The sequence below is a fragment of the Afipia sp. OHSU_II-C1 genome (assembly GCF_000497575.1).
Lineage (GTDB): Bacteria > Pseudomonadota > Alphaproteobacteria > Rhizobiales > Xanthobacteraceae > Afipia.
Genome location: NZ_APJI01000013.1, coordinates 61,254 through 85,328, shown reverse-complemented (window position 1 = coordinate 85,328; position 24,075 = coordinate 61,254). Strand labels below are relative to the sequence as shown.

Genomic DNA, 24,075 nt, shown 5'->3' with positions numbered 1-24,075 from the left:
GTGACTGGTATACGCCTCGGCTTCGTGGCTGAGCACGGCTCGACCTGGGGTCCGTGAAGCCATGAGCATTCTGTCGTTCTTCCGCCGGACCAAATCCCGCTATGCGGATGATGAGGCCGTGGACGGGTTAGAGCGCGCGTCCGAGGAGAAGCGAATTCTTTCGGGGAACGAGCGCACCAGCGAACTTGCGAGCCTGATCGCGAAGGACTGTCCAACGCCGGCAGGGCTCAAGCGGATTGGGAAACTGCTTGGGGTCCTTAATGGGATCGAAGTCGCGGGAATATCTATTCGGCAGTTCTATACGCGCGGCGGCGGAGCGCGCAGCAGAAGCGCGCCTGAAGGCTGATCGGCTCGCCTGCGAGGCCTGGACACTTCGAATGTTGGGCTACCACGGGCCGGCACAGCCCTCCCCCACGCTAGGTGACGCCCTGAATGCCGGCTACCGCTACCTCGAGGTGAAGTGCCTCGGCTGCGAAACACACAATACCGTCGACCTGGCAATCGTCCGTCGGCCGAAGACAGCTCCCATCCACGAACTGGAGCGGTGGATGAAGTGCCAGGATTGCTCGAAGGTTCGAGGTTACCCATATAAGCGAAGCCATCTTGTGGCACTCCGTCCCACCAAAATTTCAGCCAATGCCCCGCCGTCACATGGCTATCCCGGAGAACGCTGATGTGCGGCCGCGCTCGACTTGCTGACGACTGGTCGGAAATCAAAATCCGTCTCAAGTTCGATCCCGACGCCCCGGCGCCGAACTACGAGTACAATCATAATCTCGCACCGACGGAGCGCATGATGACCGCGATCCGATCGGAAGACGGGAAGCGAACGCCCCGGATGATGAAATGGGGCCTGATCCCGCACTGGGCGAAGGATACGAAGCTTCAGTACTCGACGATCAATGCCCGCTCGGAAGAGTTCACGACGAAACCAGCGTTCAAGGACGCATGGAAGCGCGGGCAGCGCTGCCTGTGCGTGATGACCAACTTCTACGAATGGAAGAAGCTCGACGAGAAGGGCAAGGAGAAGCAGCCCTACGCCATCTTCATGGCCGGCCGAAAGCCGATGGTCATGGCCGGTCTCTGGTCGACCTGGCGCGATCCGCTGAACGGCGAAGAGGTGCTGAGTTGCACGATCCTCACCTGCGGGCCGAATAATGCCATGGCCGAGATCCATAATCGCATGCCCTGCATCCTGGGCGAAAGCGATTGGGCGAAGTGGCTAGGCGAAGAATCGGCGACTAACGACGAACTGCTGGCGTTGCTAAAGCCCTGCCCCGACGAATGGCTCGAGATATTCCCGGTCGATAAGAAGGTGGGAAATGTCAGGAATAAGGGGCCTGAACTGATCCTGCCGATTGATCCACTCTGCCCCCCGCCAGGCGGGAAAGCAATTGGTCTCGCGGTCACCGATAAAAGCCACGGCCCGGGCGGTGATGGGCAGAGTGCGCAATGAGACCCGATAGCAAGTTGAAAGATTTTAGTCCTCTATTGGAACCAAGTTCCCTCCTTGTGAATCTTCTCCAGACAAAAATCGCCTCGTCAACAAAAAGGCTTCGATAGGGTTTAGGGAACGCAATTTTGGACCAACCAATCTCGTCCGCAGAACGTGCGTTCCGAGACCGTGAACGCCAGCTTGCAGAGGTTCAACGCATCGCTCGCGTGGGCGGCGTAGTTGTAGACCTGCGGGAGGGATTTCAGAATTTCCGTTCACCTGAGTATTTGTCAATTCATGGGCTTCCGCCCGAAGCGGCAAACGAAACTCATGAGGATTGGGTTCGCAGAATCCACCCCGAAGACCGAGCGCGGACTGAACAGCATTTCCTGGAGTGTGTCCGCGGTACCGCCCTACGGTACTCCGCTGAGTATCGAATTATCCGCCCTAACGATGGGGCGGTGAGATGGATCGCAGCGGAGGCGCGGATCGATCGCCAAGATGATGGGCGACCAATTCGGTTAATCGGCGCCCACATCGATATTACCGAACGCGTCTTGGCCAAGGGAATGCTCCGCGAGAGCGAGGAGCGATTTCGACTGATTGCTGATAGCGCACCCGTTCCGATGTGGGTCACGCAGATGGATCGGACACGCGCATTCGCAAACCGGGCATACTTGGAATTTCTTGGGCTTCCCTATGAGGAAGCACTAAAATTTGACTGGCGAAAGATCATCCATCCCGATGACGTATCTCGCATCATTCGGGAGAGCCTAAGCGGCGAAGCATTCCTTAAACCGTTTATCTTGGAGGGACGTTACCGGCGCGCGGATGGCGAATGGCGCTGGATGCGGTCGGAATCGCAGCCTCGGTGGGATCCTGCTGGACAGCACATCGGCTTTATCGGTGTCGCGCACGACATCACAGCAGCAAAGCAAGCCGAGATCGACCTTCGGGGGCACAATGAGACGCTCGAAGGCAAGATAAGGGAAAGAACAGATCAGCTTCGCTCGAGCGAGGCTCAACTCCGAGCAATCCTGGAGACAAGTAATCAGTATCAAGTGTTACTCGACCTCGAGGGACGGCTTATCTACGTCAACGCCATCGCGTTGGCAGACGTCAAAGCCAAAATGGATGACTTGATTGGCACGTTCTACTGGGATGGGCCCTGGTTTGTTCGTTATCCGGCGATTGCCGAAAGCATCCGTGCTGCCTTTGGGAAAGCCCTAACCGGCCAGACGGAGAAATTTGAGCTCGCTCTGAACCTGCCTGCCGGAACCCGTCATTTCGATTTCGCGATGCGGCCGGTGCGAGATGAAAATGGGGGCATTAACGGCGTTTTATCCGAAGCTGTCGACACGACGGAGAGACGGCAGAACGAAGACGCGTTGCGCCAGGCTCAGAAAATGGAAGCCGTCGGGCAGCTTACAGGCGGTGTCGCGCACGATTTCAACAACCTTCTAACGATAATTCGCTCAGCGGTCGATTTTCTCCGTCGGCGAGATTTGCCAATCGAACGGCGCAATCGATATATCAATGCCATCGCCGATACGGTCGAGCGGGCATCAAAGCTTACATCGCAGCTGCTGGCGTTCGCTCGACGACAACCGTTGGCGCCTCAGATATTCAACGTCGCCAACCAAATAGAGAGCGTCACCAATCTCATCCGCCCTCTTGTAGGCAGTCGTATCCGCGTCGGCCTGGATTTGGGGCATGAGGATATGTTCGCGGTCGCCGACGTTGTGCAATTCGAGACTGCGCTGGTCAATCTCGCGGTAAACGCGCGCGACGCGATGGACGGTGAAGGCGAGATAGTAATCTCTGTCTCTGCCACCAACGAAATTCCTGCGTTGCGCAACCTTCCGGGAAAAGATGGGCAGTATGTGGCGATCTCTGTCAATGATCACGGCTCCGGAATCGCCACCCAAGACCTTGATGCAGTCTTCGAGCCGTTTTTTACAACGAAGGAAATTGGAAAGGGCACCGGTCTCGGACTTAGTCAAGCGATTGGTTTTGCGCGGCAGTCTGGCGGAGAAATAAGGGTCATAAGCACGCTAGGCGAAGGATCAACGTTCACGATCTATCTTCCTAGAGCGCAGCCGCTCGCGGCGGAAACCGGCGGCATAAGGGTGGCGCAGGACGCGCTACAGAGCGGTCGCGGTCAGCGAATTCTCTTGGTCGAGGACAATCACGAAGTCGGGGAATTCACGAGTGAGTTGCTTCGAGATTTAGGTTACGCGGTGAAATGGGCAAAATCGGCGAACGATGCACTATCGTTGGTCAACGAGGACGAATTCGCGTTTGATCTCATATTTTCGGACGTGATGATGCCTGGCATGAATGGCGTCGAGCTCGCTCACTGGATTAGCGATAAATACCCCGGATTGCCAATCTTGCTTACCACCGGCTACTCGACCGCGTTGGCAGATCGTAGCACGAGCGGTGTTGAACTTATTCGGAAGCCCTATTCAGTCGAGACTCTTGCACGGGCCTTGCGAAAGGCTATTTCGGTGGGTGGCAAGCCGGCATGACTGACTGCTCCAGCAAGGAACATCTGAATCATCGGCGCGTTCTCTCTTTATGCCGGCGAGGAAAGAAACACTCGAACAGTGGGCGACGCGAATCCTTCTCCATGCCCACGCCATTGCGCCCTGCCCCGAACATGGATACATGCGGCTACGATTCAGCCATCAGGGTCTTGACTATGCCCACGCGCTCGCCGAACACGAGCGATATCCGGGAATGTCCAAGGCAAAATGCATCGAGGCTGTTGATCAATTTTTAGATAGCCTCTCGGATGAATGTCCGGCCTGTTAGCGTAGCGGATATGGGCCATGATGCGCTTGTTGCAGTAATCGTTCAAATCCGTCCCATGAGCATCAGTATCAGGAGGATGACGATCACAAGGCCGAGTCCACCTCCGCCATAGTATCCGGTACCATAAAACGGACCTCCGCCGATTCCACTAAATCCGCCGAGCAAGGCGATGATGAGAATGATCAGAATGATTGTGCCTACGCTCATTGCCGCGCTCCTAACGGTTCATGAACAAGGCAAGAAGGATGATAATCGGGAGCGGAATACCAATCAGCCAAAGCAATACACCTTTACCAAAACCCATGTCAGCCTCCTGTTTTGTAAAAGACTAACAGCCAAGGCAAATTGAAGTTCCGATATCGGAACGGGAATCTCGTGGCAGCGTTTTCCTTGCACGACCGTCGTGGTTTGAAGGGAAGCGAAATGAACCGGGTCAGCCGCGGGAGTGAGCTAAGCCGCTCTCAAATCGCGATCGACGACAAAGAGAGCCTGCGTCTTTGGATGAAACATCTCGACGTGACGGAAGAGGAACTTCGAAATGTTATCGAGCGCGTCGGGAATTCGGTAGGCGCAATACGAAAAGAGCTAGATGCGAGGAAACGGTCTACGGCCGGCTGTGAACAGCCGCCTCCGGAGGAAGACCTTGGTGGCGGCGACATCGTCTCCCTTGAGTCACAACCCTCTACTGAGGACGATCAGCCTCTATAGGAACTAACCCCGCCTACCGATCGCTACTCCGAGCATGAATGCGACCAAAAGCGTTCCAAGAGGCGCCTCTCGCGCAATATTGCTCAGGACACTTAGCGGCATTCCGGGCTTCTTTGCGCCGTCAACGAGGGTTCTCAGAGATTCGATCGCGGCGGATAGCTTCTTCGTTCCGAAAGGATCTGCCTCCCTCACCGGGTCTAGTCCTTCGTAGATGTACGGTGGTTGTGTGCTGTCGTCAGACATAAGCGGCATCCTTTTAAGCGGGTGAGGCCATGCGGTTACTGCCGGACGGCCTCATTTTGAATTAACCAGGCCACGCTATCCCGTAATAATCGTTGACTGACCGGGTGCGCGCGGAGTCTGCCCAATCCCAGGAATTATCGTTTCGGTACTTGGGCGCGTCCTTGAGCTTTTCGACGGTTAGACCTGTTCGATATCCGCCCAGGTTCGTATCGTACTTCAGAGACTGCCAAGGGATCGGGTAGTGATCGTCACCGATCCCGAGAAAGCCACCAAAACTGAGCACGGCGTAAGAAACGCTCCCGCTCTTCTTGTCGATCATCACGCGCTCAATTGCACCGATCTTCTCGTCGTCGGCGCCGTAGACCGCGGTTCCTTCGACCTTGTCGCTGCCAATGAGTGCAGCTGTTTCACGCTCCGCCATTACAAACCTCCTTCGTCGCGAGAACGCTGCCCCGTCTCGCAGGGCAGCCAACAACTTCGATCAGTTCGAGCCACCCATTTTGCTGGCGCCGGGTTGCGCGGTGTTAGGTGACGTCTGCGACGTTCCACCTGAATTCAGGGAGCCGGGCACAGTGGCGCGGTCTTGGGGTGACGCTCCCGTCGTTGTGCCGCTCGTACTTCCAGCACCCTTCTTCATGGTGTCAGCAGCACCCGCCTTTGGAACTGGCGCACCGCCCTGCCCCTGATTGGCCTGAGCGAGCGCTCCCGTGGCGGACAGAACGACCAGGCACACACCGACGGAAATCGATTTCTTCATTAGCTCTCTCCATTTGCTTCACGCCTGCACAACAGAGATGGAGCGCAGATGTTCCGAACGCACCAAAGTTGGCCCGGCCAAAACGGACAACGCAGAAAACGAGGTCTTCCAGTCGCGATAGAGGAAGTCGGCATCAGCCGAAGGAACATCCAATCAAGACCCGGGTTTGCCTTGGATACGTGGAGAAAGACCGATGACCAAATCCGCAGGCAAAACCAACAAATCAGAATCTTACGCTGCTGATGCTTCGCACGCAGCAGGAGTGGAGCGCGAGATCCAGGCGAGGATCGACGCCACGGACGAGCGGGCCAAAAAACCTGATGATACCGCCCCCCAGACGGGCGTACGGAGATACCCGGTTCCACCACTTCCAAAGCAGCACCAAACAAAGCCCGGATCGGAAGCGGATCTCGATCCACTGCCCATGTACGATGCGCCTTACTACATCGGCTCGGAGAAGCTTAAGAAAAAGGTAGCTATCATCACGGGAGGTGACTCCGGGATTGGCCGCAGCGTCGCAGTACTGTTCGCGCGTGAAGGGGCTGATGTCGCCATCCTTTATCTCGACGAGCACGCCGATGCCAAAATAACGAAGGCCGCTGTCGAGAAAGAAGGCCGCAAGTGTATGACCATACCAGGCGACGTCGCCAGCTCAGCATTCTGCCGGGATGCTGTTGCGCAAGTCATCAAGGCCTTTGGCAAGATCGACATCCTGGTCAACAACGCAGCCTTTCAGGAGCACGTAAACGCCTTCGAGGATTTGACCGAGCGGCACTTCGACCGCACCATCAAGACCAACCTTTACGGTTACTTCCACATGGCTAAAGCCGTGGTACCACACCTCAAGGAAGGTGCCGCTATTATCAACACCGGCTCCGTGACAGGCTTACTGGGCAATAAGGACCTTCTCGACTATTCCATGACCAAAGGTGGGATTCACGCCTTTACGCGTTCTCTTGCCACTCATCTATTGCCGCGCGGCATCCGCGTTAATGCCGTAGCGCCCGGCCCCGTTTGGACACCGCTGAATCCCGCAGACAAGAATGCCGAGCGCGTATCAAAATTTGGCAGCGATACACCCATGAAGAGACCTGCGCAGCCCGAAGAGATCGCTCCCGCTTACGTCTTCCTAGCCTCGCCAGCGTGCTCAAGCTACATAACAGGCGAGATTCTTCCTATTATCGGGGGCTATAGCGGAGGCTGAGGAACTATTCGCGAGCAATTTATGAAAGACGGAGTTGCAGAAAACGACATATTACGACCAAGCGACCGTTTCCGATTTTCAGAACTCGGAAAGTCTCGCAGCCCAAAACTTAGAGACAAGCGTGGCACCGTGATTTCCGTGAGCAGATCGGGGAAGGTGACCGTTCTTCTCGACGGCAATAAGCATCCGACCACTTATCACAAAAGCTATCTGGAACCTCTTACTGAAGGAAAGTGATCGAGGACGGAGATGGGGAAGCCACGCCAATGAGGTGCGGCTCCCCCTTCCTGTCAGGTCGCAGTCGCCTTCGAATTAATGCCCTTACGCAACGCGACGGTATTCAGCTTCGTGTTTGCCGCACTCTCTTCGTTCAGATTCGTTGTCAGAGATTTCCTCGTGTCCAAATGACTCAGATCCCACGTCACAGCCGAACGACTATGCGCCGGCGAGATCGCGGAGCTTGAAAGCAAGCACGGCCCCAACAAGCAAAGACCCAACACCGTTTGCGGCGACAATGATCAAGTCAGTTTTCAATAGACCGTAGACCACCCAGAGCAGCAGCCCCGCGAGCAACGCTACGAGCATCTTCAGCGAAATGTCGCCAGTTCCGCCTCGGGGAAACGCCTTGATCACCTGCGGAACGTAAGAGAGGGACGTTAAAGTCGCTGCGCCTAGGCCAAGGATTGTCATCCAGGATTCAGATGCCATCACACTTCCTGACAACCGTTCTCGTCCATCAAGCCGTCGCTCCGCCTTTAGTTCCCGAACGATGAGTCCGGAAAACCACGATGAACCGCGACTTGGAGCCGGCGGGAATTTATGAATCTCATTGTGGGGAACATTCCTCCGAAGGTTGGCATTAAGTGCCACTGAGGATTGGCCATGCAATGTCACAGTCGCGCTGAAGTTCTGCGAATTGACGAGGTCGGGCGAGCCTATGATATCGCTTGGTACTTCTTGGAGAAAACGGGCGAGATCAAGTACCCCGCCACCGCTCATGAAGCGATACTTTCGAGCATCGTAACTAATTTCCAGCAAGGCCAAAGAAACAAGCTGATCCTGGCGAACAAAGCCATCACCGCTTATCAAAGCACAGGATAAATAGCACTCAACTAACAATCTCTCTGTGTCTGTTCTCAGAGGAAAGGGATTTCCAAAATGCCTGACGACAAGGGCCAAGGTATCGTTCGGACAGACAGAGGCGAAGAACAGCCGGCCGACAAGGAGCGAGCGCAGAAGAGTAGCAAAACCGAGTCGGGGAAAGAGCACCGCATCATCAAGGAGCGGCCCAAGCCTGCTAAGATGAGACCTTGATCTGATTGAATCGATCTCGTTGCTCCCGCATCCCAAGGTAAGTACGCGCGTCCAGACGAAGGGCTCCGACAACCGAATCCGAAATAAGCAGAGGATCGGGCTCTCCTAACGAAGGACGCGGCTCCACGGCCAATTCTTTGAAGCACCGCCGCATGCCCGTTCCATAGGCCGCCAGGGTTCCAATGAAAATTGCGACATTCAACGTCAACAACATCAACAAACGACTTCCCAATCTCATTAAATGGCCCAAACGCTCCAAGCCCGACGTCGCATGCCTTCAAGAGTTGAAAAGCGAAACCGAGCATTTTCCGGAAGCCGCACTACAAAAAGCCGGCTATTCGGCCGTTTAGGTCGGACAACGTACTTGGAATGGAGTAGCGATCCTTTCGAGAGGCTCCAAGCCAATTGTCACTGCACGGCAGTTGCCGGGCGATCCATCGGATACGCAGGCACGCTACATTGAGGCGGCGGTGAATGGACTGATTGTCGGCTGTATTTATGCTCCCAACGGCAATCCTCAACCCGGCCCCAAGTTCGACTACAAGATGAAGTGGCTTTCTCGATTTGCGCGTCACGCAGCCAAGTTACGTCGGCAAGATCATCCAACCATCATCGCCGGCGACTACAACGTGGCCCCTACAGATCTCGATATTTATCCCACCAAGTCTTGGGTGAAGGATGCGTTGGTTCAGCCCGAGCCCCGTAAGGCATTTAAGAAACTGGTGGAGAGCGGTTGGACGGACACCATAAGAGAACTTTATGGAGACGAACGAGTCTATACATTCTGGACGTATTGGCGAAACCGCTATGAGCGGAACGATGGATTACGTTTAGATCACCTGCTTGTCAGTAAAGCCCTGAAGTCAAAGCTGGTTGCCGGGGGTGTAGATGCCGATTCCCGCGGGGAGGACGGTGCGAGTGATCACGCGCCTGCTTGGGTTGAGTTGAAATGACGCGAAGGAAAAATCGGCATATCGTCGCGATGCGCTAAACCAACTAGAAATTTGTCGTTTGCTTTAGTTGCTCTTCGGCCTTCTTGGCGGCTCTGAAATCGTCGATGAAGGCTATGTTGGTAAACGCGCCTTGCTTCGCGAGCAGGTGATAAACGCTCCCGATGTGCCGCAACTGCCTCTTCGCAGGGCCGGCCTGCAAGGCTCGGGCCTTCAAAACTTTCTAGCGTGCGCCATCAGGTAATCGGTTGAGTCTGACATCAAGACCTAACCATCATTACGTCTGCATGTTCCCTACCAGTCTTCCTACTCGCCAGTTGCGAGAATTCTGTCCCCTCACAACGAACGGGAACACAAGCGCGGCATGTTCGTTCCTTCGTTCTATATCGAGGAGAGAAAACATGGCGAAAAGGGCAAAGAAGAAGAAAGCCAGGAAGTACTCGAAGAAGACTCAGTCGTCCGTGGCCAGTGAGATGCGGCGCTACAAAAAAGGCAAAGCGAAGACCGGTAAAAAGGGTCGGGGCGGAAAGGTAAAGAGTCGCAAGCAAGCGATCGCGATTGGGCTCAGCAAGGCACGGAAGAAGGGCCGAAAAGTACCGAAAAGGAAAAGCTGACTGCTGGATTTGAGATGAACGGTTTGGCGGCCTTCGGTTTGGCTTTAACGAGGTTTTTGAGCACCTGATTCACTTCCGCCGATTTGATCGGGTCTGGCCGACCACACTTTATGCATTGGTAGGTGCGCGGCACGTCGCCGCTCGCCGCCGTCGTGCATCACCGCATTCTGGATCACCTTGCTCATTCGTAGGACAATACACTACTACAAAAATTGGAGCATGCTGAGGTCGCATAGCGGATCCCTTGTCTGTCTCACTTCTTTTCAGCCCTGACGTGAATCTCCCAAAGCGGATTTTGGAACTCGTCCGTCACTTCCATGTGCCAGTCGTGGCCAGGTTTCAATTCGCCGTCGATGTCCCTGATGACACGCGTCGCTTCCGCCCAAGCCGCATGCTTATCCGGCAACTCCTCGCCGACGGGGTCGACATGAGTGCGTTCATGGAAGATGTTGAAAAAATACCGAGGCAATTCCTCCTCCTCTCGGAGGAGACAAATCCGTTTTTAGGAGAAAGTTCAGCCCAAGCGGCGAAAGCGATTGGGCAAAGTGGCTGGGCTAGCCCGCGAGCAACGACAAACTGCTGGCGCTGCTGGCCCCCTGCCCGGACGAATGGCTTGAGATATTCCCGGTCGACAAGAAGGTGGGAAATGTCAGGAATAAGGGGCCTGAGCTCGCGCTACCGATTAACATTCAGCCTCCTTCAGAGGAGGATTACGGCGGCGGCGACTTTGTGTCGCTGGAAGAAGAGCCTTCAACGGATGACGACCAACCGCTTTAGAGTATGAATTTAATAGTTTCTCGGCGGCCGTTTATGTCAGCTTTCGAGGGATTAGTATTTTTAATGATTCGATATGCGGTGCGTTAAAGAAATGGCGAAGTCATCAAAGCTCGTAGCGGTGAAGTGCGGACGGGTGCTTCTTGTAAGGCGAAGGCGCGACCGTTTGTGGATGTTCCCCGGGGGACGCAAACGAGCGAGAGAAAGCGATAAGGATTGCCTGCGCAGGGAGATCAAGGAAGAACTCCCCGAAATTAAGCTAGGGCGGCTCAAGCTCTGGAAAGAGGTCAAAACCAGAAACCGCGCTTCGGGCAGGAAGATGAGCGACTCGATCTTCATTGCTGAGAAGACGACCGGAAGTTTGGCGATTGGCGACAAGCACGAAATCGATCGAGCGATTTGGCGCAAGCCACGCGGCATTCGTCTTACGCCGACGTCGCGCTACATTAGGGATAGACTCTTTCCCAAGTCGAATTAGGTCCGCGTAGTTTGGCGGACTGTTTGTAAGCACCGTTCTAACACCTCGATGGGCCCTTACCTTCTGACGACCCGAGAGTTGCGAAAACGATGCCCTAAAGTCCTCTGAGCGCTTTACAGCAGGGGCCGTTTTCTGCGTGACGGCCGCCCCGGAATCAAAGCCGCGACGGCGCATCAGCGGCTTAATCCGGCCGGTGCCACTTTTGATTGCTTATTCGCCTTGCGGTATAGCGCATCGGATCTTGCAGTGAAGTCCTGTTTCCAGAAAGTGAAGGTCTACCTTTCCGTCGAACCCTGCAAGAACGGAATGAATCAGCTTAGACCCAAAACCATCGTTTGTAGGGGTCTTCACAAGGGGGCCGTCTGTCTCGTCCCACGTTATGTGCAGGACATTGCGATCTGTGATCCACGATACGTTTAGTACGCCCTTACCGAGGGCGAATGCGCCGTACTTGGCAGCATTGGTAGCAAGCTCATGAAACAGGAGAGCCATTGCAACGGCCAGCTTGGGGGGTAGCGCCACCGCGTTGCCGGACAGGGTGTACCGAACATGGCCATAAGGTTCTAGCTCAGCAATCAGGATTTCCTTTAAATCACAGCTGAGGTTATCTGCCTTCGCTATCAGATCGTCGGTAAGTGACAATGCGCGAATGCGGCCATCCAAGGTCGCCCAAGCATCGGGATACTGGCGAAGAGTATGTCGAGCAACAGCATGGATCGTCGCCAATTTGTTTTTTAGTCGGTGCTGCAACTCTTCAACGACCAGCTTGCGATATTTTTCCTCGGCGATAAGGCGTGCGGAGATCTCATGGTTTTGCTTCGCCATCGAGCGGTAATGCTCGATGCCCCAGATCACAATGCTGCTGATGGTAGTATAAATTGCTAAGAGGGGTAGCGTGGCGGCGTGCGATGAAGGGCCGAAGTCTAGAACGAACCCGAGTACGGCTCCTATGAAAGCAGTTATTGCACCAGGTCGAACGCCAGCAAACATTGTGACCAGGATGGTCGCTGGAACGTAGGGGGAAAAAGGTAGGTCGGGCCGGAGTTGTGAAATTCCTGCACGAATACCGGTGCAGACGAGGAGGCAAAGAGCGCCAAATAAAATGACCAAATGCAGCGGAGCCGTCCCACCGCGCCATGCTGATCGAAAATCTCGGAAAGACGTCATCATGGGGAGCGCTACATGCGGTCTCGCGCGGCCAGGATGCGCTTGATGTACAAGCCGATGGTCATATGGCTTCGAAAGCTCCGGGCCATCTTCACGCAAATCACCTGCCTTTTAGAGGCGGTTGCCACGGGGCCCGCAAGGATGTTCGCATGCCAAGGTAATTCTGCCGAATCCAAGTAGCCAGACAAAATCGCGGTGGCATTCGCGGCTTCCACAACTGTCAGTCCGGACGAGCGCAGCAAAGAGGCCCGCGCCGGGGCAAACCAGCGCGGGGAGATGGGGGATATTCGTCCTACAGAACGATTTTAAAACCCTGGATTGGCAAAGACGTTCCAGCGCACATTTGGAATTGAAGGGTCAGGACAGAACATAAAGCGAACCGGAATAAGCCGGAACTTGGCAGGACGACAGGACTTGAGTCACAATTCAGTTGAGTTGCGTAACCGGAGAAGTGCGTATGGCCCCCCGCGCCAATTGGAAGGGTTTCCTTCGTCTGTCTTTGGTGACCTGTCCCGTCGCTTTGTATCCCGCGACTTCCGATGCGGAGAAGGTCAGCTTCAACCAGATCAATAAGAACACCGGCCATCGCATCAAGTACAAGAAGGTGGATGCGGAAACCGGTGACGAAGTTGAAAACGACGACATTATCAAGGGCTATCCCGTCGATAAAGACACTTACATTGAAGTGAGCAAGGACGAACTAGAAAGTATCGCGCTTGAGTCCACTCGCACGATTGAAATTGATGAATTCGTTCCAAAATCTGAAATTGATACGCGCTATCTGATCCGACCGTACTACTTGGTGCCGGACGGCAAGGTTGGGCACGACGCCTACGCGGTGATCCGCGAAACAATCCGCGACATGGGCAAGGTTGCACTGGGCCGCGTCGTTCTAACGAGTCGGGAGCACATCATAGCGCTTGAGCCGATGGGCAAAGGGCTCATGGGAAATCTCTTGCGCTATCCTTACGAGGTCCGCGATGAGAAGGAATATTTCGACGGTATTCAGGACGTGAAGGTCACTAAGGAAATGCTCGACTTGGCCCGCCACATCGTGAATCAAAAATCCGGTGAATTCGAGCCCAAGAAATTTGAGGATCACTACGAGTCAGCGCTGATCGAACTCATCAATAAGAAACGTGGCGGTAAGACGATCAGTGCGCCGACACAGTCTCGCACGTCAGGCAACGTCATCGATCTCATGGACGCGTTGCGCAAGAGCCTGAAGGGTGAACCCAAGGCGACGCCTGCCGCAAAGCCGAAGAAAGGCAAGAAACGCGTCGCCGGTCAAAAGGAAATGCTTTTGCCGATCAGCGGGAAGAGCGATCCGGCCGCCGCAACTGAACGGAAGAAAACCCAGAAGCTGGCTAGATCTAGCGCCCGGTCTCGAAAGGCCGGTTAACCGATGAAGTCACCGCGAGACCTTGCTGATCGCATGCGCCGCAAGCGAGACGACAGCTTTCTCGCGAAACATTCCCCTCCCGAGGGGGAAGCGAGGGCAAGGCATAGGAATTCGTGAATAAGTACCCAAAACAGACCTACATGAGCGAAGTCGAGAAAGCTGGCGTGAGCGATAAGACACTCAAGCCTGGTGATCGCTGTCGGTTCACCGAAGTTGGCAAATCTCGAAGCCCAAAGCTTCGGGACAAGATTGGCACGGTGATTTCGCCCACGACCAAATCAGGAAAAATCATTGTCCTATTGGACGGAAATAAACACCCGACCACATACCATCGCAGCTATCTGGAACGTTTGAGCTGAGCCGTCTTCCTCCTTCTCTCGGAGGAGACAAATCTGTTTTTAGGAGAAAGTTCAGCCCGCGCGGGCGAAAGCGATTGGGCGAAGTGGCTGGGCGAAGAATCGGCGAGTAAAGATGAACTGCTGGCGTTGCTAAAGCCCTGCCCCGACGAATGGCTCGAGATATTCCCGGTCGATAAGAAGGTAGGGAACGTCAAACTAAAGGCCCGGAGCTGATCTTGCCGGCGATGAGCTAATGGTCGTGAGCAAATGGCCGCCCGGACGCGGCCTTATTTTACGATTTCGGTTTTTTCAGCGCCGCACTCCGGGCACCGATAGTCGATCCGGTCCTTGGAGAATAAAAAACCCAGATGAATGGTCTTGATGACCATTGCGTGCGGAGGCTTGCAATTGGGACAAGTTACAAGCGCGTCGAAGGCCCGGACGAGCGGTCCGAGGTGTTGGGGAATCGATCCGTCGTCGGAAGGCATGCGGCTAACCGCAATACAGGGCGGGAGCGCAATACTCTCAGTCACCGGCAACCACCCAAGGCGGGCGATGATGGTCCATTTTGCGCCGTGCTGGGGAGAATGCGAGTCCTTTAATTAACGGCGACCGGGCCGTGATTAATCCTTTTGGCTGCCCCTCCCACCTACTTCTTTTCAGCTTTGACGTGAATTTCCCATAGCGGATTTTGAAACTCGTCGGTCACTTCCATGCGCCAGTCGTGGCCAGGCCTCAATCCGCCGTCGATGTCCCTGATGATCGTGCCGGCCGCCCGCGTCGCTTCTGCCCAAGCCGCATGCTTATCCGGCAACTCCTCGCCGACGGGGTCGATATGAGTACGATCATGGAAGATGTTGAAAAAATACCGAGGCAACCTTCCTCCTCCTCTCGGAGGAGACAATTCCGTTTTCAGGAGAAAGTTCGGCCCCGCGGGCGAAAGCCGCACATGATACACCCTATCGCGGTGCTTTCGGACGTGTTGCAAAATCTAGAATGATCCGATCGAGCTCCGCCCTCCCGTAAGCGTGGGCTTCATGTTGCGAGGCATAGGACTCGTGAGATGCCGTTATGAGGCGCTTACCGACGTAGATTTCCCACTTCCAAGGTTTGGGCGGGAGGGACCGCTGCCGGACTTTAATGCGCATTAACCCGGGCCTGGAGTATCGTCTTTTTTAAGGGGGCGGAGGCCGGAAGAATCAACCCAATCCTCCATGTGGGCCATCGCTTCAGCGTGTCGCGCCTTTTTCAGGACAGCGTCGCGGAGTGGTCCGTGGGGGAGGAGGTTTGCCTCGTCGCGCAGAGTTTGAGCCTCCGTCAGAAAACGCTCTTTGGATGACTGTATCGAACGACGCCGAATGATCATGGCGCGCTCCTTTCCATGAGAGGAAGGCGGGAGCGCGTAATGGCGTTCTCATCACAGATAAAAGCCACGGGTCGGGCTGTGATGCAGGCAGTATCCGCCTCCCGGCGGTCAGAAGCGAGTCCTATCTTTCGCCTGGAGTAGGAAACTTTTCGGAAAATACTCAAGGCGCTCCAAATCAGCCAACGGCTGAACGGGGAACTAAGACGCCTCTCTGCATTTGAATCGGGTTGTTCGGTTGCGTTGAGGTTGCGTCATGCGTTCACCGTGGACCCCATCCCTTGTGCCCGATTCCGGGGACGTCACGGTCTATATCGTTGAAGATGATTTTGGCCGGATCGGCCGGGCCTATCGCGAAACAGACGTCGAGAAGGCGGATCTCGAGACCACCATTCAAAACCTGATCACGGGCCAGTTCAGCGACCCCATCCGCGTGGTGAGTTTCAACACCGCCGAACGCTGGTCGGCTGACGTCTCCGAAGATATCGCGCGCGAGATTCAGCGGCGCCTCGACATTATCGGCCAGCCGGTCCCGTCGCATCTTCAAGACTTCGTCGATTCCTATACAAGCCATGCCCGCCAGTTTGCGTTGAGGCTGGTGTGATGTCGTGGGACATGCGCCTCATACGCCCGATCACGCCGCGGAAGGGCAAGCCGATCGAAACCTTGTCCAACGCGCGGGCCTACGTGCTGACCCTTCCGAAGACTGAGCAAGCGAAGCCGCACGTCGTGGCTGGCGTTAAGGCCTTGATGCTCGCGGCCGACAGGCAGGTCTGCGAGTTCGTCGCCCAAGTCGCCGTCGCGCACATCGTGAACGGACCCCAAAGCCGCTCGGCCGCAGTAAATAAGATCGGCCATGGATGAAGAGGAAGCCTCGAACATGAACAACTTTCACAGGTTCAGGGAAAATGCCGAGAATTGCGCGCAGCTCGCGGAAGCCGCAACCGATGAAACAGAAGCGAAGCGCTATCGGCGGATGGCGGAAGCGTGGCTCGCACTCGCGAACGAGCAGGACTGGCTCGAAGGCGAAGTCACTCCCGATCGGTCAGCCGAACAGCTGGACGCCTGAGCGCGAGACCGACCACTTCATGCCGTGTCCGGTATGCGGCGAGATATGGACATGAGCCGGCTGGATCATGCTCTGGAACCTAACCACGGAATGGAACGCAGCCTCTGTTACCTCGTTAAGGGGAAACGGAGGTGGCTATGGCAAATGAGAACGATGGCAAGCCCTGGAGCGACGATGATTTTCAGACGCTGAAGACGTTGATCACGGAGAACACGCCCACCCGACTGATCGCGATGAAGCTGGGCCGGACCGAGGACGCGATCCGGGACAAAGTGAAGGTGGAAGGGCTGTCTCTCGCTCCGACGAACCGCAGCCCGCGAGATTGAAATGAAACAGTTCCCGCCTAACGGAAATGAACCTTCCCCGATCCTGATCGCTGGCATCGCCCTTTTGCCGATCGTGGGAATCGGAGCCTGGCTGATCTTCGGATAAGAGTTGCCCGGTTCACGCGACCCTGCGCTTTTCGCGCGTGCGGAACCGTCTTCCAATCCGTCGCGCCTCCACCGGACCTCATTTCACAAGGAAGTCAGCAATGCTAGATAACAAGGGCCAAGGTATCGTTCGGACAGATAGAGGCGAAGAACAGCCGGCCGACAAGGAACGGGCGCAGGCTGACAACAAAACCCCGCCAGGCCAGCAGCAACGAATCATCAAGGAAAAGCCCGAGGCGCGTCGCGCAGACGAGAACGATCTGCCGGGCGCGCAAGATCAGGGCGGAAAGCATGGCGGCCAAAAGGACCGCCCAAAGCCGTCGCCTCAACCTGACGGCCAAGATCTAGATCCGAACAATCGCGGCCCCGAGAGGCCAAACAACCAAAAGCCGCGCCACCCCGAGGGATGACGCGGCCGACTCTTTTAGTTTCCGCTTCCGCGAGTTTTACTCGCGCCCGGTTGGCTAGTATTGGGCCAACCCGGCGATGTTCCGCCTTATCCACCCCAGCCGGAATAGTTTGCATTTTACCCTGGCGAACGCGTTGAGCGAAGGCGTAGCCTCGCATCGCATTAGCCTAGAAGCGGCGCACAAAGCGCCTGATATCGTCGGTCTTCTTATCGATCTGGATAGCTACCCCTCGCCATCCCGTTTGTCGATATTGACCGCTAAATGCTAGCAAATCGACAATTCCTGCCGCGATTATCAAAACGAGCATGACCGCGATAATTCGCATCTGCCAGCCCTCACAATTGCGTGGACCTCCCGACATGATGCGCGCACCGCCGATTCGTTCAAAACTCCAAATCCGAGAAAATCTGCAGGCCGTCCACGAGGCCCGCGCAATCATCGGTTATTCGTTGCTGCGAACAGGCTCTGAGTAACATCCTGAGCGTCATGGATCATGCCGATCTGGTGCCAGTCCGGAGCGGCTCGCGGCGAAGCGCCGTCGAGCTTGTGAATATCGATCGCCCCTAACAAATGCCGCGCCACCCCTGAGGATGACGCGGCGGGGGCTTTTTTAGTTTCCGCTTCCGCCTGTTTTACTCGCGCCGGGCTGGCTAGTGTTCGGCGAACCGGGCGATGTCCCGCCTTCCCTTAGAGATCCTGAAACGGTGGGGCGATCACGATTGGAAGCCCCCGAGTTGTTCCCCACATGGCTAGGTCTTTCTCGTCGAGGCGAAACAAATCTGGATCCTTCACGTCTTGCCGCCCAAATATTTCCTCAACTGCAATGCAACCAACCTAGCCATGTTCGCGATGTCGCTAACCTTTTCGAATTGATTAGCAGCTCAATTGCTCGCGTGCCACGGATCGATATGTCTTTAATCGGCGAAAAGCTGTCAAGCGACTTGCAAAACTTTCAGACCTTAGGTTGGACTTGCAGATGAAGGTATTTCGGATCGAAATCTGCTATTGAGCTTAGCTTCGGGAAATTCGCAACTACGAGCCGGCCGTTCCTCAAATCAGCCGCCCTGCTCCTTCGCAGTTTTTGCAAATGCCGATTCACCGTTGCGATCGACATACCCAATGTTTCTCCGAGTTGCATCTGACTGAGAGGCAGCGGACAAGAGCTTTTCTCGACTAACCCGTTCGCGTTCGATCTGAAATAGATCTCCGAAAAGAAATGAGCTAACCGGGTCATTCCGGCGCGGCTGCTATTATTCGTAACAGCCTCTCTAAATATCGAAGCATCGATCAAGGTTTCGCGCCATACTGCAAACCCGACGTTCGGCCGGGCGCGAAACGTACAAATAAGATCCTTGTGCGGTATGGCGCATAAAGAGGCCGTGTTTACCGCGCAGACTGAGTGATCCATTTCCTCTAGAAAAAGCCCTTGGGCGTCGGGCCAGTCGCCCGAGAGGTGCAGCGAGATGTATTGCCTGCCGCCGTTCGCCAGTGTGTGATACCGCGCCACCATTCCTTCCACCACAATTGCCGATTCGGTCGGCTTGTCGCCTTGCCGGATGAAGTCTTCACCTGGCTGCAACTCCCGAAACCGGCATTCCAGCGAGCGGATCGCGGCGACGTCCGCGCTATCCAGTTGGGAATGATGTTTGAGCTTCTTGATAAGGATATCTGATGGTTTCATATGCCACCAACGCGCCACAATACCGTTGGTTCGGCTTGATCAATTGATAAAGCAGCCCTGCTCCATACCTGTATTGTTCGGTTATCAACCGGGCTTTTAGGCGGGTTATGAAGAAGGACGATCTCTCTTTTGGAAACGACGCTAAAAAGCGCGCGGAGGCACTGCGCGCGGAGGCGGAAAAGCTGCCCTATGGGCGCGCTCGCGACGGTTTGCTGAAACAGGCGCGTCAGCTCGATCCACTTGCCGAGTGCGCAAAATGGGCCAATTCCCCGGCGCTGCGGCCTCCAGAGTGAGCCGTCCGTCTTTCGAGGCCGCTGGGCGCGCGAGCCCTTTTAAGGATGCTGCACGCAGCAGCGATCGGTTCTCAATGTCCAATCTGCCGGAAACAAGAATGGGTCGGATCACAAAAAAAACCTGGACGCCAGAACAAGAAGCCATCCTGCGGCGGCTTGCCCGCGACGGCGCTTCAGTCCTTCGTATCGCCGCAGCAGTTAGAAAGTCCACCAGCGGCGTGGCTTGCAGAGCCCGCGCGCTCGGGATCAAAATCCGATCCAATCGGGAAATCAGATCTCATCTGCGGGAGCAGCAACGAGCGTTGCAATAAATCCTCTTTGATTCAGACAAATGCCGCTTCAAGAATGATACGGATTCAGAAGTACTTCGAACAACGCGACAACGGCCATAGAACTGGTCGGGTTCTTTATTCGGTCAATGGAAACCTGCCCGCCGCAGCTGCAGAGTGCCTTTGGGAAATTGATCCATTTTTCAAAATAGAAGACGATATAACCCATGATCCTGAGAAGCTAAATTACTACCGCAAGGCTCTGACCGATGGGTTTGTCATTATTCCAGACTAGCTGACTAGCTGTTATCATGATAACGGTCGGCGGCAGTTCGCATCAGATCGACATCGATTTCACTTTCCCAGTGTTCGATATTGATGGGAAGTCGACGCCGCCAGTTGGGATGTTCATCGACTGTCCCAGGGACGTTCGGCTGGTCTTGAACCTTCAACAGGTCTTCGATTGATAATGCGAGTATTCTGGATCTGGTTCGGGCCAGGTAACTTATTACTGAGTAAAAGTTAAGCTCGGGCAATTGGGCGTGGCCGACTGCCGCCGCCAACATGTTGACCGCATGTGCACGGCCTTGGTGATCTTCGCCCGGATCGATCCCAAGCGCCTGCTTCAACGCGATGTCGTGAGCCGAAGTCCAGCCCAGAAATGTGGGGAGATCGTGGGTATTGAACGTCACAAGCGAATCTTGCGCATAGGCGTTGGGGGAATGAAATGATCCGTCATGCCCTCTCTCGAACATCATGACGCGATACGACCATATTCCCCAGCTTGCGAGGCGTTCACGGAAACCGTCTGGTACGGTGCCCAGGTCCTCACCGATAATGACACAGCTATTTACCACGCTCGTCAGGGCAGCAACAGCCAAGAGAATTTCAGTGGGCATTTCAACGTAAGCCCCCTGGTGCGGCGAGTAGCCCTCGGGCACAAGATAGAGTCTCCTGAGGCCGAGCACATGGTCCAACCTTACGGCGCCAGCGTACCTCATGGAGGCGTTCAGTAACTCCATGAAGGGCTGATACGAGCGCAACTCCAGGCCAGCAGCATTGAAACCGGCCAACCCCCAATTTTGCCCTGCCGTATTCAAAATATCGGGCGGCGCGCCGACCCCAAGTTTCCGGGAGATTGCGGCTTGTTCGTTCCAGGCATCAAAGCCATCCGCTTTAACCCCCACGGCAATATCCAGATAAAGACCGACCAGCATTCCCGATTGTTGGGCCATATCCCGGCACGCTGCGAGCTGCTGATCGGCATTCCACTGGATGAATTCAATAAACTCGATCTCTGGGCGATCTGGTCCGTTCCGCAGCACACTGAGGGCCGCTTCTCCCGGTGACGACCACTCCTGTGACCACGTCCACCACGGGCCCCCGTATTTCCGCCGCAAGACCTCGAAGCACGCGTAGCGCGACAAAAGTTCGCCCTCGCGTTGACGATAAGTTTCAAAACTTTTTCGTCTTCTCGGCGTCGCTTTTGCCTGAAACGAATCGAACGCTTGTCGCAACGCTTTGAGCTTCAGTTTTGCGACATTCTGGTAATCCACGAATTCGGCAGACCGCAGCCGGTCGATTTCGTCGGCGTGATCAATCACGAATGCGCGCGGAAGTTCAGGGACCTGCTCGACATCCAGATAGAGTGAATTCAGAAACAGCCGACTATTTGGCGAATAGGGACTGCATTCCTGTGGATGATTGTCGAACAGGGCGTGCAGGGGATTCAGGCCGATGCCTGCAGCCCCGTACGTGGCCGCCCATTTGATGAGCGTAGTAAGATCGGCAAAGTCACCTATTCCCCAGTTGCGAGATGACCTCACGCCATAAAGTTGAACAGCTAAAATCCATACGCGGTCGAAGTGGCCTGCAAAGGCACGTTTCGGAGCTGAAACAAGGCTCACCTCCTCATCCCCGATCGCATCCCCGGCCTGAAGCCGATAGATACCGAATGGCAACTCCTGCAATGCAAGCAACTGATCTTGCGATATTCCGCAGGCTTTCTGATCTCCTCTTAGATCAATGACCTTCCAGATTATTGGTGGATTTGCACTGGCCGCGAAAGCCTGCGGAATATCGCCACCGCCGTAACAGACGAGCGGACCGGAAAAGATGCGGAGCCGAGGTCTGTCCGGCAATGATTGGACAATAAGCGCAACCGCTTCCGCGCTGACCGTGCGCCATATTCCGGTGGCATCGACAAAGGATGTTCCGACTCCCAGTCTTGCGGCCTTTTCATGCAAATCCATGTATCCGCCGCTGTACGAAATGGCCGGGAAAACTCCAGAGGAAACTTCGTTTTCAGCAACAGGTTCCATCGGAACCAGATGCGTCCGGATCACTTGGTACAGTGATTGTTCTCGCGGCCGAGCGATGGGGCCTGATGTCATCACTTCCACCCTTTAAAAAGACCGACGCGGAGAATGCGTTAAACGTTCTCGGATCATTCCACATCGAGGATGTCTATCCTGCGGTTGACGCTGGACGTTATCCAGTAAAGCGTCCTGCTGGCACGGCGATCGAAGTCTGGGCAGACATTTATCGCGACGGCCATGATGTCGTATCGGCCCATCTCCTGTGGCGGGAGGAGAACTCTACAGGGTGGAACTACGAGCCCATGGCTCACCATAGTAACGATCGATGGTGGGGCTCGTTTTTGCCCCGACTGCCTGGCCGTTATGTATACGCGATCGAGGCATGGACCGATGAATTTGCGACCTGGCGCCATAGTACGATCCTGAAAAGTGAAGCCGGTCAGGATGTAACGTTAGACGCGCTGGAAGGCGCGGCCATGATCACAAAATCTCGCCCGACTGACCGGCCCGCAGCGGCTGTGTTGACGGCCGCTTGCGAGAAATTCCTTGCGACGGGTGATTACGTCCCCTTGCTTCATGAGGACGTTCTCGCGGCGATGAGCCGAAGCCAGGTTCGGTTCGACACAACGCGTTCATCCAGCTTTCCTCTTGTCGTGGATCGCCTGCGAGCGACTGCAGGGGCTTGGTACGAAATGGTCCCGCGAAGCCAAGGCTGTAATCCCGGACAGCACGGCACCTTTCGCGACTGCATTTCGCGAATGCCAGATATCGCAAACATGGGTTTTGACGTCATATATTTCACGCCCATTCATCCGATCGGGCGCATCAATCGAAAGGGGCGTAACAACTCCCTCACCTCCCAACCCGGCGATCCGGGCAGCCCCTATGCAATCGGAGCGGCCGAAGGCGGCCACAATGCGGTCCATCCCGAGCTTGGAACTCTGGAGGACTTTCGCGCAGTGATCGCTGCTGCGAAGGCGCTGGATATGGAGATTGCGCTCGATTTCGCCGTACAATGCTCTCCCGATCATCCTTGGCTGCAGCAACATCCAGACTGGTTCAAAAGGCGTCCTGACGGAACGATCCGGTACGCTGAAAATCCTCCAAAGAAATACGAAGATATTCACAATCCGGACTTCCGCAGCGGGAACGCAGCTGCCTTATGGACGGCGTTGCGTGATGTGATCCTGTTTTGGGTCGATCAGGGTGTGAAAATCTTCCGGGTCGATAATCCTCATACGAAGCCGTTTCTGTTCTGGGAATGGCTGATCAAAGATATCCAGCAACGAGATCCGAATGTCATCTTCCTAGCAGAGGCCTTTACACGACCCAAGCTTATGAAAGGTCTCGCCAAACTCGGCTTCACACAGTCGTATACCTATTTCACGTGGCGAACCCGAAAAGCGGAAATCGAAGAATATCTGCGTGAACTAACCGGTTATCCAGAGCGGGAATATTTCCGGCCCAATTTCTTTGTCAGCACGCCGGATATTTTACCGTTTCATCTCCAAAACGGTGAACCTTGGATGTTCAAAGCGCGAGTCGCGTTGGCAGCAACGCTGTCTGCAACGTACGGCGTGTACAATGGCTTCGAGCTTCTTGAACACGACCCGGTCCCGGGAAAGGAGGAATACCTCAACTCGGAAAAGTACGAGATCAAGGTCCGCGACTGGAATCGCCCCGGAAATATCAAGGATTACATTCGTGATCTAAACGCCGCACGCCGTTCAAACGCCGCACTTCTGCAGACATCCCGTCTGCAGTTCGTGCACGTCGAAAATGATAACGTCACCGGCTTCGTGAAATCCGACGCGACCAACAGCAACGTCATAGCGGTCTCGATCGCTCTTTCCCGCGACATCCACGAATTCTGGTTTTCTCTTGAGGGCATCAAAATCGGCCCGCCCGATGCGCTCAAGGATGTCGTGGCTCTCGAAAACATTATTACCGGTGAGCGGCACGCGGTGGAATGGGGCGGCGTGCGGCTACGAATTGACCCTCAGCGCGATCCAGCGCTGATGTTCCGATGCTTGGCGTGAG

General features: G+C 55.3%; 27 protein-coding genes and 1 pseudogene. 18 read left to right on the top strand and 10 right to left on the bottom strand.

Annotated features, from left to right (window positions below):
- Positions 1–61 precede the first annotated feature (61 nt).
- The 4 genes from I554_RS0113580 (at position 62) to I554_RS0113565 (ending at position 3,966) form a co-directional block, all read left to right on the top strand.
- Entirely contained in the window at positions 62–346 is a 285-nt protein-coding gene (locus I554_RS0113580) for a hypothetical protein (RefSeq protein WP_024576540.1), read from the top strand.
- Positions 261–674, top strand: a complete 414-nt coding sequence (locus tag I554_RS27600; protein WP_081710784.1) for a hypothetical protein — start codon at positions 261–263, stop codon at positions 672–674. Before I554_RS0113580 ends, I554_RS27600 begins: the two co-directional genes overlap by 86 nt.
- Complete coding sequence (locus tag I554_RS0113570) at positions 674–1,456, top strand: SOS response-associated peptidase (protein WP_024576542.1); 783 nt, start codon at positions 674–676, stop codon at positions 1,454–1,456. The genes I554_RS27600 and I554_RS0113570 overlap by 1 nt, the downstream gene beginning before the upstream one ends.
- A gap of 125 nt (positions 1,457–1,581) precedes the next feature.
- Positions 1,582–3,966 (top strand): PAS domain S-box protein, encoded by a 2,385-nt coding sequence (locus I554_RS0113565; RefSeq protein WP_029659551.1) that lies wholly within the window; start codon positions 1,582–1,584, stop codon positions 3,964–3,966.
- 328 nt (positions 3,967–4,294) lie between these two features.
- On the opposite strand, the gene I554_RS26405 is transcribed toward I554_RS0113565, so the two are convergent.
- A complete protein-coding gene (locus I554_RS26405) occupies positions 4,295–4,459 on the bottom strand; it encodes a DUF3309 family protein (protein ID WP_081710783.1) in 165 nt (54 codons plus the stop codon).
- Between the two features lie 168 nt (positions 4,460–4,627).
- Between I554_RS26405 and I554_RS25615 the strand changes: the two genes are divergently transcribed.
- Positions 4,628–4,960, top strand: coding sequence for a DUF3606 domain-containing protein (locus I554_RS25615; RefSeq protein ID WP_034461773.1), 333 nt, complete (start codon positions 4,628–4,630; stop codon positions 4,958–4,960).
- A 304-nt stretch (positions 4,961–5,264) separates the two neighbouring features.
- On the opposite strand, the gene I554_RS0113545 is transcribed toward I554_RS25615, so the two are convergent.
- Positions 5,265–5,624 carry a PRC-barrel domain-containing protein gene (locus I554_RS0113545; protein WP_024576545.1) on the bottom strand — a complete coding sequence of 120 codons (360 nt, stop codon included), beginning with the start codon at positions 5,622–5,624 and terminating at the stop codon, positions 5,265–5,267.
- A 60-nt stretch (positions 5,625–5,684) separates the two neighbouring features.
- Complete coding sequence (locus I554_RS26400) at positions 5,685–5,960, bottom strand: hypothetical protein (RefSeq protein WP_081710782.1); 276 nt, start codon at positions 5,958–5,960, stop codon at positions 5,685–5,687.
- A gap of 193 nt (positions 5,961–6,153) precedes the next feature.
- Here I554_RS26400 and I554_RS0113540 point away from each other — a divergent pair, with 193 nt between their 5' ends.
- Complete coding sequence (locus tag I554_RS0113540; RefSeq protein ID WP_244432751.1) at positions 6,154–7,164, top strand: SDR family oxidoreductase; 1,011 nt, start codon at positions 6,154–6,156, stop codon at positions 7,162–7,164.
- Between the two features lie 435 nt (positions 7,165–7,599).
- Here I554_RS0113540 and I554_RS27595 read toward each other — a convergent pair whose 3' ends face one another.
- Positions 7,600–8,343, bottom strand: a complete 744-nt coding sequence (locus I554_RS27595; RefSeq protein WP_244432750.1) for a SemiSWEET family transporter — start codon at positions 8,341–8,343, stop codon at positions 7,600–7,602.
- Between the two features lie 317 nt (positions 8,344–8,660).
- On the opposite strand from I554_RS27595, the pseudogene I554_RS25610 reads away from it, so the two are divergent.
- Positions 8,661–9,431: pseudogene (locus tag I554_RS25610) on the top strand (exodeoxyribonuclease III).
- 398 nt (positions 9,432–9,829) lie between these two features.
- Complete coding sequence (locus I554_RS0113510; protein ID WP_024576549.1) at positions 9,830–10,042, top strand: DUF6496 domain-containing protein; 213 nt, start codon at positions 9,830–9,832, stop codon at positions 10,040–10,042.
- Positions 10,043–10,295: 253 nt separating this feature from the next.
- Here I554_RS0113510 and I554_RS0113505 read toward each other — a convergent pair whose 3' ends face one another.
- Positions 10,296–10,511, bottom strand: coding sequence for a hypothetical protein (locus I554_RS0113505; protein WP_024576550.1), 216 nt, complete (start codon positions 10,509–10,511; stop codon positions 10,296–10,298).
- Positions 10,512–10,910: 399 nt separating this feature from the next.
- Between I554_RS0113505 and I554_RS0113500 the strand changes: the two genes are divergently transcribed.
- Complete coding sequence (locus I554_RS0113500) at positions 10,911–11,294, top strand: NUDIX hydrolase (RefSeq protein ID WP_024576551.1); 384 nt, start codon at positions 10,911–10,913, stop codon at positions 11,292–11,294.
- Between the two features lie 210 nt (positions 11,295–11,504).
- Here I554_RS0113500 and I554_RS0113495 read toward each other — a convergent pair whose 3' ends face one another.
- Positions 11,505–12,464 carry a sensor histidine kinase gene (locus I554_RS0113495; RefSeq protein WP_024576552.1) on the bottom strand — a complete coding sequence of 320 codons (960 nt, stop codon included), beginning with the start codon at positions 12,462–12,464 and terminating at the stop codon, positions 11,505–11,507.
- Between the two features lie 454 nt (positions 12,465–12,918).
- Here I554_RS0113495 and I554_RS0113485 point away from each other — a divergent pair, with 454 nt between their 5' ends.
- Both I554_RS0113485 and I554_RS26890 read left to right on the top strand, forming a co-directional pair.
- A complete protein-coding gene (locus I554_RS0113485; RefSeq protein ID WP_024576553.1) occupies positions 12,919–13,863 on the top strand; it encodes a Ku protein in 945 nt (314 codons plus the stop codon).
- A gap of 140 nt (positions 13,864–14,003) precedes the next feature.
- Positions 14,004–14,222 (top strand): hypothetical protein, encoded by a 219-nt coding sequence (locus tag I554_RS26890; protein WP_152527674.1) that lies wholly within the window; start codon positions 14,004–14,006, stop codon positions 14,220–14,222.
- A gap of 628 nt (positions 14,223–14,850) precedes the next feature.
- Here the strand turns inward: I554_RS26890 and I554_RS0113475 are convergent.
- Positions 14,851–15,078, bottom strand: a complete 228-nt coding sequence (locus I554_RS0113475; RefSeq protein ID WP_024576554.1) for a hypothetical protein — start codon at positions 15,076–15,078, stop codon at positions 14,851–14,853.
- Between the two features lie 742 nt (positions 15,079–15,820).
- Here I554_RS0113475 and I554_RS0113465 point away from each other — a divergent pair.
- From I554_RS0113465 to I554_RS0113450, 4 genes are all read left to right on the top strand, one after another.
- Positions 15,821–16,168 carry a hypothetical protein gene (locus tag I554_RS0113465; RefSeq protein WP_024576556.1) on the top strand — a complete coding sequence of 116 codons (348 nt, stop codon included), beginning with the start codon at positions 15,821–15,823 and terminating at the stop codon, positions 16,166–16,168.
- Positions 16,168–16,428: a hypothetical protein gene (locus I554_RS0113460; protein ID WP_024576557.1), complete on the top strand. Its 261-nt coding sequence runs from the start codon at positions 16,168–16,170 to the stop codon at positions 16,426–16,428. The genes I554_RS0113465 and I554_RS0113460 overlap by 1 nt, the downstream gene beginning before the upstream one ends.
- A gap of 16 nt (positions 16,429–16,444) precedes the next feature.
- Positions 16,445–16,633 (top strand): hypothetical protein, encoded by a 189-nt coding sequence (locus I554_RS0113455; protein WP_024576558.1) that lies wholly within the window; start codon positions 16,445–16,447, stop codon positions 16,631–16,633.
- Between the two features lie 137 nt (positions 16,634–16,770).
- Entirely contained in the window at positions 16,771–16,959 is a 189-nt protein-coding gene (locus I554_RS0113450) for a hypothetical protein (protein WP_029659552.1), read from the top strand.
- A gap of 209 nt (positions 16,960–17,168) precedes the next feature.
- On the opposite strand, the gene I554_RS27300 is transcribed toward I554_RS0113450, so the two are convergent.
- Positions 17,169–17,366, bottom strand: coding sequence for a hypothetical protein (locus I554_RS27300; RefSeq protein WP_155848261.1), 198 nt, complete (start codon positions 17,364–17,366; stop codon positions 17,169–17,171).
- Positions 17,367–18,426: 1,060 nt separating this feature from the next.
- Positions 18,427–19,155 (bottom strand): Crp/Fnr family transcriptional regulator, encoded by a 729-nt coding sequence (locus I554_RS0113420; protein ID WP_024576561.1) that lies wholly within the window; start codon positions 19,153–19,155, stop codon positions 18,427–18,429.
- 107 nt (positions 19,156–19,262) lie between these two features.
- Here I554_RS0113420 and I554_RS0113415 point away from each other — a divergent pair, with 107 nt between their 5' ends.
- Positions 19,263–19,448, top strand: a complete 186-nt coding sequence (locus I554_RS0113415) for a hypothetical protein (protein ID WP_024576562.1) — start codon at positions 19,263–19,265, stop codon at positions 19,446–19,448.
- Between the two features lie 45 nt (positions 19,449–19,493).
- A complete protein-coding gene (locus I554_RS26880; RefSeq protein ID WP_152527676.1) occupies positions 19,494–20,012 on the top strand; it encodes a hypothetical protein in 519 nt (172 codons plus the stop codon).
- Positions 20,013–20,016: 4 nt separating this feature from the next.
- On the opposite strand, the gene malQ is transcribed toward I554_RS26880, so the two are convergent.
- Complete coding sequence (malQ, locus tag I554_RS0113405; protein WP_343205825.1) at positions 20,017–22,038, bottom strand: 4-alpha-glucanotransferase; 2,022 nt, start codon at positions 22,036–22,038, stop codon at positions 20,017–20,019.
- A 65-nt stretch (positions 22,039–22,103) separates the two neighbouring features.
- Between malQ and I554_RS0113400 the strand changes: the two genes are divergently transcribed.
- A complete protein-coding gene (locus tag I554_RS0113400; RefSeq protein ID WP_024576565.1) occupies positions 22,104–24,074 on the top strand; it encodes an alpha-1,4-glucan--maltose-1-phosphate maltosyltransferase in 1,971 nt (656 codons plus the stop codon).
- Position 24,075 lies beyond the last annotated feature (1 nt).

Bases quoted from the DNA above. Each gene is read 5' to 3' on its own strand.
- I554_RS0113570 (WP_024576542.1), top strand. From the start codon at position 674: ATGTGCGGCCGCGCTCGACTTGCTGACGACTGGTCGGAAATCAAAATC.
- I554_RS26890 (WP_152527674.1), top strand. From the start codon at position 14,004: ATGAGCGAAGTCGAGAAAGCTGGCGTGAGCGATAAGACACTCAAGCCT.
- I554_RS0113400 (WP_024576565.1), top strand. From the start codon at position 22,104: ATGTCATCACTTCCACCCTTTAAAAAGACCGACGCGGAGAATGCGTTA.
- I554_RS0113455 (WP_024576558.1), top strand. From the start codon at position 16,445: ATGAACAACTTTCACAGGTTCAGGGAAAATGCCGAGAATTGCGCGCAG.
- I554_RS0113460 (WP_024576557.1), top strand. From the start codon at position 16,168: ATGTCGTGGGACATGCGCCTCATACGCCCGATCACGCCGCGGAAGGGC.
- I554_RS0113500 (WP_024576551.1), top strand. From the start codon at position 10,911: ATGGCGAAGTCATCAAAGCTCGTAGCGGTGAAGTGCGGACGGGTGCTT.
- I554_RS0113580 (WP_024576540.1), top strand. From the start codon at position 62: ATGAGCATTCTGTCGTTCTTCCGCCGGACCAAATCCCGCTATGCGGAT.
- I554_RS0113495 (WP_024576552.1), bottom strand. From the start codon at position 12,464: ATGATGACGTCTTTCCGAGATTTTCGATCAGCATGGCGCGGTGGGACG.
- I554_RS0113485 (WP_024576553.1), top strand. From the start codon at position 12,919: ATGGCCCCCCGCGCCAATTGGAAGGGTTTCCTTCGTCTGTCTTTGGTG.
- I554_RS26400 (WP_081710782.1), bottom strand. From the start codon at position 5,960: ATGAAGAAATCGATTTCCGTCGGTGTGTGCCTGGTCGTTCTGTCCGCC.
- I554_RS0113465 (WP_024576556.1), top strand. From the start codon at position 15,821: ATGCGTTCACCGTGGACCCCATCCCTTGTGCCCGATTCCGGGGACGTC.
- I554_RS27600 (WP_081710784.1), top strand. From the start codon at position 261: ATGGGATCGAAGTCGCGGGAATATCTATTCGGCAGTTCTATACGCGCG.
- I554_RS0113450 (WP_029659552.1), top strand. From the start codon at position 16,771: ATGGCAAATGAGAACGATGGCAAGCCCTGGAGCGACGATGATTTTCAG.
- malQ (WP_343205825.1), bottom strand. From the start codon at position 22,038: ATGGAACCTGTTGCTGAAAACGAAGTTTCCTCTGGAGTTTTCCCGGCC.
- I554_RS26405 (WP_081710783.1), bottom strand. From the start codon at position 4,459: ATGAGCGTAGGCACAATCATTCTGATCATTCTCATCATCGCCTTGCTC.
- I554_RS26880 (WP_152527676.1), top strand. From the start codon at position 19,494: ATGCTGCACGCAGCAGCGATCGGTTCTCAATGTCCAATCTGCCGGAAA.
- I554_RS0113415 (WP_024576562.1), top strand. From the start codon at position 19,263: ATGAAGAAGGACGATCTCTCTTTTGGAAACGACGCTAAAAAGCGCGCG.
- I554_RS0113540 (WP_244432751.1), top strand. From the start codon at position 6,154: ATGACCAAATCCGCAGGCAAAACCAACAAATCAGAATCTTACGCTGCT.
- I554_RS0113420 (WP_024576561.1), bottom strand. From the start codon at position 19,155: ATGAAACCATCAGATATCCTTATCAAGAAGCTCAAACATCATTCCCAA.
- I554_RS0113510 (WP_024576549.1), top strand. From the start codon at position 9,830: ATGGCGAAAAGGGCAAAGAAGAAGAAAGCCAGGAAGTACTCGAAGAAG.
- I554_RS0113545 (WP_024576545.1), bottom strand. From the start codon at position 5,624: ATGGCGGAGCGTGAAACAGCTGCACTCATTGGCAGCGACAAGGTCGAA.